Raw genomic sequence first — 9,850 nt, forward strand, 5'->3', positions numbered from 1 at the left:
CATGCCGGGTCAGCAGTTGCAGGGGAAAAACATGGGGCGCATGATGCCCGCCGACCATCACCCGCGGTAAATCCATGAGGTCAGCACCCGGCAAGACACGGCCCCGCCGCACCGTCACCGCGGCAACAAAGCCAGCGCGCCGGGCCGCCTCCCGTTCGCGCAGCCCCGCCGCACCATAGGGATAACAGAACTGAGTCACCGGCACCGCCAAAAGCCCTTCCAACTCGCGCTTGGATCCTGACACCTCGTCGTCCAACTCGGACTCACTCAGCTCCGGCAAACGGGGATGATGACGGCTGTGCGCCCCGATCTCCATTCCAGCCTCCCGCCAGCCATGTAGCTCATGCAGATTCATCAGTGGCTTATGTGTGCCTAACTGTTGTGCATCCCAGTAATTGTCGGTACCGATGGCGGCACTCACCACGTAGCAGGTTGCCGTAAAACCATGGCGCTGCAACACCGGCAAGGCATATTCGAGATTATCCCGATAGCCGTCATCCAGAGTAATCACCGCCACTTTGCCTTCCCGCTCTCCGCGCAGATAGGGCATGGCTGCAGACATGGACAGCCCTTGATAACCCAACCAGTGCAGTAACGCCATTTGCCGGGCAAAGCGCCGGGGGGAGATATAAAGGCCGCGCAGCTTGACCCCCTTGGGGGCCGTTGAGATATTGTGATACATCAGAATGGGAATGGGTTTCACGCGGGCGGATCAAAATGTACGGTGTGGCGCACCACGTAGGTCTTTTTATCCTGAGACTCATGATAGATGCGGGCCAGCATCTCGCCGAGGATGCCGGTGTTGAGGAATTGCAGCCCCGCGAGGAAAAACAGCACGCCGGCAATCAGCATAGGGCGCCCGGAGATTTCCGCACCAAAACCAAATTTATCGATGAAAAGATACAGCAGCATAGCCGAGCCGATGCTGAGCAGCGCCAGCCCGGTCACCCCAAAAAAATGCATCGGACGCTGGCTGTAGCCGAGAAAAAACTTCACAAACAGCAGGTCCACCAGCACCCGCAAGGTGCGGGTGATCCCATACTTGCTCCGCCCCGTCCGACGCGGATGATGGCGCACGGGCACCTCAACGATGCGATCCGTGTAAGTCAGGGTGGAAAGCCAGGCCGGGATGAAGCGATGCATTTCGCCATACAAGCGCACGCCCTTGATCACCGAGGCACGATAGGCTTTGAGGGTGCAACCATAATCATGCAAATAAACACCCGTGAGGCGGCGGATCAAACGATTGGCAATCCGCGACGGAATCTTGCGCAACAACAGACTGTCCTGCCGGTTTTTTCGCCAACCCGCCACCACATCCAGATTCTCCTCCAGCAAGCGCTGCGCCAGAGGCAGGATATCTTCCGGATCATTTTGCAGATCTGCATCCAGGGTCACAATCACTTCGCCCAGAGCCGCATCAATCCCCGCCTGCATCGCCGCAGTCTGTCCAAAATTTCGTTGCAGGTGGATGATTTTGAAACGCGCGCCGCGCGCCTCTGCCTCCCGGTCCAGCGCGGCGGCACTCCCGTCCCGGCTGCCATCATCGACGATGATCACCTCGGCATCGGCGCCCCCCAGGACATTGCTAAGGGCTGTACAGAGTGGTGAGACATTGCCGATCTCGTTATAGAGCGGAATCACGACGGAAATAAGGGCCATTTATCCGTCCCAATGCTGGAGAAATGCGCGGGCAGCGGCGGCAGGATCCTGCGCTTCGAGAATACCGGAGAGCACCGCCACACCGCGCGCGCCAGCAGCCAGCGCCGTGGGCACCCGTGCTGTTGTCATTCCGCCGAGCGCAATGAGGGGCAGAGACGATTCAGCGGCCATCGCCGCAAAAGCCTGAAGTCCCAGCGCCGCCGCACCCGGATGGCTCGGGGTGGGGAAAATCGGCGAGAGAAAGGCGTAGCGCGCCCCGAGACGCGCCGCCCGCTGCAACCCTGCGGCATCATGACAGGACACCCCGAATGCCTCATCGGGTTTTACGCCTGCGTCTGACTGCGCCTGGGTCAGGTGGCGACCAGAGCGCGGCCAGTCGGGCAGGGGATCAGGATGATTAAGGTAGACCTGCGCCCCCTGCGCCAGCGCCCCGGCGCACAGTGCCGCCAGCACATCAGCGCTAGAGTCATCAGGCACCGCTTTGCAACGCAACACCAGCCAGCGCAATCCGGCACCGAGTGCCGCTTCCAGCGACCTCTGCAAATCGAGTAGGGGCACCTTGCCCGGATCGGCAATCAGACAGAGGGGCGGATGGGGCAAGGCCTCCGCCAATACGGCCGCCGTCATGCAGAGATTCGCAGGCAGGCATTCCAACGCAGGAATTTCCCAGGGATAAAGCCAGCGTACTTTCTGTCCTTCCCGCCCGTGCGCCGTGCCCAGCCAATGCCGCACCCGATAGAAATGCAGACGCACCGTACGCTCCGGATAGGTATAATCCAACACCCGGAAAGGCTCCGGCGCCGTTACCGTAATCCCCAGCTCTTCCCAGAGCTCCCGGACCAGGGCCTGTTCCGGCGTTTCGCCGGGATCGATTTTACCACCGGGGAATTCCCAAAAGCCCGGCCAGGGCTTGCCCTCCGGGCGCAGTGAAACCAACAGACGCCCGGAGGCGTCTTCAATAATTCCGGTTGCGACGGGAACGGTGGGCATCAGCTACGGTAATCGGCGTTAATACGTACATAGTCATAGGACAAGTCGCAGGTCCAGATTTGCGCCTCGGCGGCACCCCTGCCCAGATCAACCCGCACCGGGATTTCCTCCCGGGCCATTACCATCTGCCCAGCCGTCTCGCTGTAACCGGGGTCGCGGGCACCATCCCGCACGATGCGCGTATCGCCCAGCCAGACCTGTACCCCATCCACTTCCAGGTCGTCCACGCCGGCTGAACCGATGGCCGCCAGCAAGCGCCCCCAATTCGGGTCGGAAGCAAAGAACGCCGTCTTGATCAATGGACTATGGGCCATCCGGTAAGCCACCTGCAGACACTCTGCTTCGTCACGCCCGCCCAGGATATGGATCGGAATAAACTTGGTCGCCCCCTCGCCATCGCGCACAACAGCCTGCGCCAGCCACTGCGCCACCGCCGTGATGGCGTCTCTCAGACTTACGTAGCGGGGATCCGTCGCCGCAGCGATGGGAGGCAGCGCCGCCTGCCCCGTCGCCATCAGGATGCAGGCATCGTTGGTAGAGGTATCACCGTCCACCGTAATGCGGTTGAAGGACTGTGCCATGGCCTCTTGCAGACACTGCTGCAAGGCAGTCCCATGCAAAGGTGCATCGGTAGCGATATAGGCCAGCATCGTGGCCATATCCGGGCGGATCATCCCCGATCCCTTGGCCATACCAGTTACCGTGATCGTAACACCATCCAGTTCCACCTGGCGGGAACAGGCCTTGGCGATGGTATCCGTGGTCATGATCGCTGCCGCCGCCGCTTCCCATTGATTCTCCGCCAGTTGCCCGGCCATGGTCGGCAGCGCCGCCGCAATTTTCTCCGCCAGCGCCACCGCTTCGCCGATCACACCGGTAGAAAAGGGCAGCACGGCCCTGGGCGGACAACCCAACTGCTCGGCCACCACCCGACAACTCGCCTCTGCCGCCTGCAAACCGGCCGCACCCGTACCCGCATTGGCATTGCCCGTATTGATCACCAGCGCCCGCACGCCAGACCCATCTGCCAGGTGACGCTGAGCTACCAGTACGGGCGCTGCACAAAAGCGGTTGCGGGTAAAAACACCCGCCACCTGGGACCCTTCCGCGAGATGGATCAGAGTCAGATCACGACGCTTCGCATAGCGAATGCCCGCCTCCGCCACACTCAGGCGAACCCCCGCTATGGGCAGGATATTCCGGGGAGGGTGGAGACCGACGGCCATACGTTTTCCTTATTGCAAACGCCCATGACAATGCTTGTATTTTTTACCGGAACCGCAAGGACAAGGCTGATTCCGCCCCACCTTGTCATCATTGATTGCGAGACGGTGACTGGCTTCCTGTTCGCCAATGATTCCCAGGCCCGCCAATGCAGGGCCCGCATCTTCAACGGCCGGCGCCGGCGTTGCGGTCGCCGCGAAATCCGGATGGGAGAACTGCAAATGCTGCGGCTGGGCGGCACGGGCGATGGCATCCCAATCCACTGGCTCTGCCGGCGCCGGGCTCACATGCAGTCGAGACAAGGTACTGATTACCTCTTCACGCAGGCGATCCAGCATGGTGTTGAACATGACCAGGGACTCCCGCTTGTACTCCTGCTTGGGATTCTTCTGGGCATATCCACGCAGATGAATGCCTTCGCGGAGATGATCCATGCTCGCCAGATGATCCTTCCATTGACTGTCCAGAACCTGCAGCAGGATGGACTTCTCAAGATGATGGGCCATTTCACTGCCCATGAGCGCTTCCTTGGCCGCATAAGCAGACAACACCATCTCCATGATTCGTTCGCGCAACGCGGCATAGGCGAGGCCTTTATCCTGCTCCAGCCATTGCCCGACCGGGACCTGCAGACCAAAAACCCGCTCCAGTGCTGATTCCAGGCCGGGCAGATCCCAGCGCTCTTCCATAACGCCTTCGGGCGCAGTGTCGGCCAGCACCGCGTCGAGGACGTCATCACGCAACGCCTTGATCTCCGAACTGACGTCATCCGCATCCATGAAGGCATTACGCTGCTGATAGATAATCCGGCGCTGCTCATTGGCCACGTCATCGTATTCCAGTAATTGCTTGCGGATATCGAAGTTGCGACTTTCCACCTTGCGCTGGGCATTCTCGATAGACTTGGTCACCCAGGGATGTTCAATCGCCTCACCTTCCTTCATCCCCAGCTTCTGCATCAGACCGCCCAGTCGGTCGCTGCCGAAAATGCGCATCAGCGGGTCATCCAGGGAAAGGTAAAAACGGGTGGTACCGGGGTCGCCCTGGCGACCGGAGCGCCCCCGCAACTGGTTGTCTACCCGCCGCGATTCATGACGTTCGGTGCCGACAATATGGAGTCCACCCGCCGCTATCGCTGCATCATGCAGTCCTTGCCAGGCACCCTTGAGGGACTCGACCCGTTGGGTTTTTTCGTCTTCTTCCAGATCCGGATTGGCCAGCACCATATCCACCTGATGCCCGACATTGCCGCCCAACACGATGTCGGTACCACGCCCCGCCATGTTGGTAGCGATGGTCACCATTCCGGGTTTGCCGGCCTGGGCAATAATCTCGGCTTCGCGCTGATGCTGCTTGGCGTTCAGCACTTCATGGGGAATCCGTGCCTGCTTGAGCTGGTGGGACAAGAATTCGTTATGCTCGATAGAGGTGGTACCCACCAGTACCGGCTGGCCACGCTGCTGACAATCACGGATATCCTCAACACGTGCCGTCCACTTTTCCTGGCTGGTGCGGTAGATGAGATCGGCAAAGTCCGTCCGCATCACCGGCTTATGAGTCGGTATCATCACCACTTCCAGCCCATAAATCTGGTTCAGCTCAAAGGCTTCCGTGTCTGCGGTACCGGTCATTCCCGAAAGCTTTTCATACATGCGGAAATAATTCTGGAAGGTGATGGAGGCCAGGGTCTGGTTTTCATTCTGAACGGCCACCCCTTCCTTGGCTTCCACCGCCTGATGCAGACCATCAGACCAGCGCCGCCCCGACATCATACGTCCCGTGAATTCGTCGACAATACAAACCTCTCCGTCGCGAACGATATAATCCGTTTCCCGCCGGTAGATCACATGGGCACGCAGCGCCTGATTGAGATGATGAACCAGGGTAACATTAGCCAGATCATAGAGATTGCCGTCACTCAGCAGGCCGCTTTCCGCCATCAGGCGTTCCGCCTTTTCGATACCCTCTTCCGTGAGCATCACCTGCCGGGCCTTCTCATCGACTGTATAATCCTCATCGACCACAAAATTTCCGACGAGTTTGTCCACCCGGTAGTAAAGGTCGGTATTCTCTTCAGTGGGACCACTGATAATCAGCGGGGTACGTGCCTCGTCGATGAGGATGGAGTCCACTTCGTCGATGATGGCGTAGTGAAGGCCGCGCTGCACCCGGTCGGCAGGAGAAAACGCCATGTTATCGCGCAGATAATCGAAACCGAACTCGTTATTGGTGCCGTAGGTGATGTCGGCAGCATAAGCGGCGCGGCGCTCCTCGCTGGAAATATCCGAGATGATCGTACCCACGCTCAGGCCCAGAAAGCCGTGAATCTTACTGACCCACTGAGCATCGCGGCTGGCCAGATAGTCATTGACCGTCACTACATGCACGCCCTTACCCTGCAGGGCGTTGAGGTAGGCGGGCAAGGTCGCGACGAGAGTCTTGCCCTCACCGGTGCGCATTTCCGCAATTTTACCTTCATGCAACATGTAGCCGCCGATCAGCTGCACGTCGTACTGGCGCATGCCCATCACCCGCTGAGTCACCTCACGCACCACCGCAAATGCCTCGGGCAGCACCGCGTCAAGTGATTCACCGTGGGCCACCCGCTCTTTAAAGCGCAAGGTCTGCCCGGCGAGGGCGGCATCGTCCATGGCCTTGTAGCGACCTTCCAGGGCATTGATCTGCGCCACAACGGCACGGGCCTTCTTGATCAGGCGGTCATTGCGACTGCCAACGACATGGCGGATGATAGTTCCAAACATGAGCACGCGAGCCTAGGTAAAAAATATCGAGCAGGGTAGCATGAAAGCCTATGGATGATAAACGACGACGTACCTGGCGTCCCATGACGCAAAACCCTTCCGGGCCGATCGGAGAGGTCTGCCGTCGCGGAACGCTACTGCGTGAGCGTCAAATCGACTGGAATGCGTTACTCTCACTGGAGGCACAGGACCATACCTGGCTGGTTGATTGGTCCGGGGGGGTGCTGAGTGTGCTCTGTCAGAGCCCGGTATGGATTTCATGGCTACGAAGAAATGAAAAAAACATACTGAAACAATGGAATAATCGCTTCCCGAAAACTCCAGCACAGCAAATCATCGCCGCGGTGCGGCCTTGGTCATACCGGCTGCCGCAACCGGCCAAACTCCCGAAAGCGCCTCACATTTCAGCAGAGGCTGCCCAAGCTCTGCGGGCAGAGAGCGATCAGATGCCACAAGCCATAGCCGTCGCGCTTAAGCGCTTGGCAGCCACTCTGGACAGCCTTCAGGCGGAGGCTGTCGCCAGCGCCTCAGCAAAGGAAAATGGCGCGCGCCTCTCGGAGTAATCCACAAACTCCCACGCATCCTGACGGAGAAGCAGTGCCCGCAGCAAATTGTTGTTGAGGGCATGCCCCGCCTTGTGACCGGAAAAATGGCCGACCAGTGGGTGGCCAAGCAGATAGAGATCACCGATGGAGTCAAGCACCTTGTGGCGCACGAACTCATTGGTGTAACGCAGACCTTCTTCATTGAGCACGCGGTAATCATCGACCACAATGGCATTATCGAGATTGCCGCCGAGGGCGAGCCCCATGCGCCGCAAGGTCTCGACCTCGCGCATAAAGCCGAAGGTACGCGCACGTGCCACTTCTTTAAGATAAGAGGTCCGCGCGAAATCCACAGTCACTTCCTGACCGCCGTTTTTCATCACGGGATGGTCAAAATCGATGGTAAAGCTCACCTTGAAACCTTCGAAGGGCTCTAATTGCACCCAGCGATCACCGTCTTCGGCCTTGAGGGGTTTAGTGATGCGGATAAAACGCTTCGGCACCTTCTGCTCTTCGATCCCAGCGCACTGGATGAGGAATACAAAGGGTGCAGCGCTACCATCCATGATCGGCACTTCCGGCCCGTCGAGATCTACATAGGCATTATCAATACCCAGACCTGCCAGTGCCGACATCAGATGCTCAATAGTACCGACCCGTATCTGACCATCGCCGATATTGGTAGACAGGCGGGTATCCACCACGTGCAGAGGGTCGGCCTTGATCCAGGCGCCACCCTCGATATCGCTGCGGTGGAAGACGATCCCGGTGTTTACCGGCGCCGGGCGCAGGCCAATATAGACCTTCTTGCCACTGTGCAGGCCGATACCGGTGCCCCAGATCATATTTTTGAGCGTGCGCTGACGGATCATATTCCCTTTCGCGATCTCAGGGATCGCCCTCCCGCTAAATGCGTGTGGCCTACTTTACAACTTTTGTTGTCTCTATACAACTAACCGGCTGGTCAGGCAGTGTACAGCGACCCGCCACCCTTGACAATATTCCGTTGACATTTATTAACACATGCGTTGATTGTCTTTTTTTGCGGGCAGGCGCGGCGCATCGCCCAAGGCGCATCTGGTTATGTATAATCCAACGGATCAGGTGACCGCACTACCGCGGTCGCACCAAAACAAGCTTCTCCAATACAAGGACGTATATCATGGCGACCCCCAGCAGCAAAAAAACTCTGATGACCCTTTACTCCGGCAACGATTGTGTTTTTGCGCACCGCGTCCGCTTTGTTCTGGAGGAAAAGGCCATGGAGTACCAGACCATCGACGTCGATCTCGCCAATAAGCCAGAAGATCTCGCAGAACTCAACCCCTACAATCAGGTGCCTACCTTGGTAGATCGTGATCTGGCCATCCACGAATCTGTCCTCATTATGGAGTATCTGGATGAGCGTTTTCCGCACCCCCCGTTGATTCCGGTGGATCCCATCTCCCGCGCCAAGGTGCGCCTGGGTCTCCTACGTTTCGACCGCGACTGGTTCGCACCGCTCTTCCAGCCGGGCTACAGTGCCGAGCAGGTCAAAACGGCTAAAGAGCAGATCCGCAGCACCCTTGCCGGACTGAGCGGCATCTTCAGCCAGCAGCGTTACCTCTTCGGCGACGAACTCTCGGTGCTCGACTGCGCCATCGCTCCGCTGCTGTGGCGCCTCCCGGCGCTGGAAATCAGCCTGCCTGCGGCAGCCCGCGCGACCCAGGAGTATATGGATCGCCTCTTCAACATGGAGAGTTTCAAACGCAGTCTGACGCCCGCCGAGAAGGCCATGCGCTGACATGGTCGTCGACCTCGCCCGCTTCCAGAGTCTGCCAGAGGGCCTCTTCGCACGCTGCGCCCGCGATCCCGGCGGAACCATTGCCCTGCAACGGCAGGGCAATGTTTTTCAGCCGATGACCGCAGCGGCCTTTGCAGGGCATGTAAGGGCACGGGCGCGGGGACTTCTGCATTTGGGTGTACGTCGGGGCGAGCGGGTCATCCTGATGGCTCCCAACTCCCTGGATTGGGCGATCATGGATTTTGCCATCCTCAGCGTTGGCGCCATTACCGTTCCCCTCTACCCGACGTTCAGTCCGCGCGAGATTCATTATGTGCTGGGTGACAGTGGCGCCGGACTGATGCTGTTGGAAGGCGCCGGTGAGTGGCATCATATGGGGGGCGAGGGCTGGGGCGTGCCCGGTGATCGTATCCTGCTGCGCGATGCGGCCGCCGCGCAGAACGCCGGCCTGCGCCATTGGGCGGCGCTGGAGAGCGACGGCGCAGCCATACCCGATACCAGGTTGGAAGAACATCTGGCGGCATTACAGCGTCAGCAAACCGCAACCATCGTGTATACCTCCGGGACGACGGGCTGGCCCAAGGGTGTCATGCTCAGTCACGGCAACATCCTGAGTAATATCGAAGGGTTCGTGCCGTTAGTGCCACTGCATGCCGGACAACGCCTGCTCTCCATTCTGCCCCTCTCCCATGTTTTTGAACGGGGCACGGGGCACTTCGGCGCCTACCTGCTGGGGTTGGAAATCGCCTACGCGGAGCGCCCGGACACCGTTCTCCGCGATATGGAGGCCTCTCATCCGGACATTATGATCGCCGTGCCGCGGGTCTTCCAACTGCTCTATAACCGGGTACGACGGGGTATCGAAGATCGGCCGGGTCTGCTCG

The 9,850-nt window shown here is 59.3% G+C and carries 9 protein-coding genes; 3 read left to right on the forward strand and 6 right to left on the reverse strand.

Going from position 1 to position 9,850, the window contains the following annotated elements; translation table 11 throughout:
- From AC2VNK_RS07235 to secA, 5 genes are all read right to left on the reverse strand, one after another.
- The coding region (locus AC2VNK_RS07235; protein WP_486883307.1) for a polysaccharide deacetylase family protein at positions 1 to 703 on the reverse strand (703 nt) is incomplete at its 3' end.
- Positions 700 to 1,662, reverse strand: a complete 963-nt coding sequence (locus tag AC2VNK_RS07240) for a glycosyltransferase family 2 protein (RefSeq protein ID WP_486883308.1) — start codon at positions 1,660 to 1,662, stop codon at positions 700 to 702. The genes AC2VNK_RS07240 and AC2VNK_RS07235, both read right to left, overlap by 4 nt.
- Positions 1,663 to 2,652 (reverse strand): Nudix family hydrolase, encoded by a 990-nt coding sequence (locus AC2VNK_RS07245; protein WP_291522797.1) that lies wholly within the window; start codon positions 2,650 to 2,652, stop codon positions 1,663 to 1,665.
- Positions 2,652 to 3,878: a bifunctional glutamate N-acetyltransferase/amino-acid acetyltransferase ArgJ gene (gene argJ / locus AC2VNK_RS07250; RefSeq protein WP_486883309.1), complete on the reverse strand. Its 1,227-nt coding sequence runs from the start codon at positions 3,876 to 3,878 to the stop codon at positions 2,652 to 2,654. The genes AC2VNK_RS07245 and argJ overlap by 1 nt, the downstream gene beginning before the upstream one ends.
- A 9-nt stretch (positions 3,879 to 3,887) precedes the next feature.
- Positions 3,888 to 6,638, reverse strand: coding sequence for a preprotein translocase subunit SecA (gene secA / locus AC2VNK_RS07255; protein ID WP_486883310.1), 2,751 nt, complete (start codon positions 6,636 to 6,638; stop codon positions 3,888 to 3,890).
- A 50-nt stretch (positions 6,639 to 6,688) separates the two neighbouring features.
- On the opposite strand from secA, the gene AC2VNK_RS07260 reads away from it, so the two are divergent.
- A complete protein-coding gene (locus AC2VNK_RS07260) occupies positions 6,689 to 7,201 on the forward strand; it encodes a DciA family protein (RefSeq protein ID WP_486883311.1) in 513 nt (170 codons plus the stop codon).
- Here AC2VNK_RS07260 and lpxC read toward each other — a convergent pair.
- Positions 7,141 to 8,055, reverse strand: coding sequence for a UDP-3-O-acyl-N-acetylglucosamine deacetylase (gene lpxC, locus AC2VNK_RS07265; RefSeq protein ID WP_291522788.1), 915 nt, complete (start codon positions 8,053 to 8,055; stop codon positions 7,141 to 7,143). The genes AC2VNK_RS07260 and lpxC overlap by 61 nt on opposite strands.
- Positions 8,056 to 8,345: 290 nt before the next feature.
- Here lpxC and AC2VNK_RS07270 point away from each other — a divergent pair, with 290 nt between their 5' ends.
- Both AC2VNK_RS07270 and AC2VNK_RS07275 read left to right on the forward strand, forming a co-directional pair.
- Positions 8,346 to 8,966 carry a glutathione S-transferase N-terminal domain-containing protein gene (locus AC2VNK_RS07270; protein ID WP_486883312.1) on the forward strand — a complete coding sequence of 207 codons (621 nt, stop codon included), beginning with the start codon at positions 8,346 to 8,348 and terminating at the stop codon, positions 8,964 to 8,966.
- A gap of 1 nt (position 8,967) precedes the next feature.
- A partial coding sequence (locus tag AC2VNK_RS07275; protein WP_486883313.1) for an AMP-binding protein occupies positions 8,968 to 9,850 on the forward strand: 883 nt, incomplete at its 3' end.

It is taken from the genome of Acidithiobacillus sp. TH-A35 (assembly GCF_057473505.1).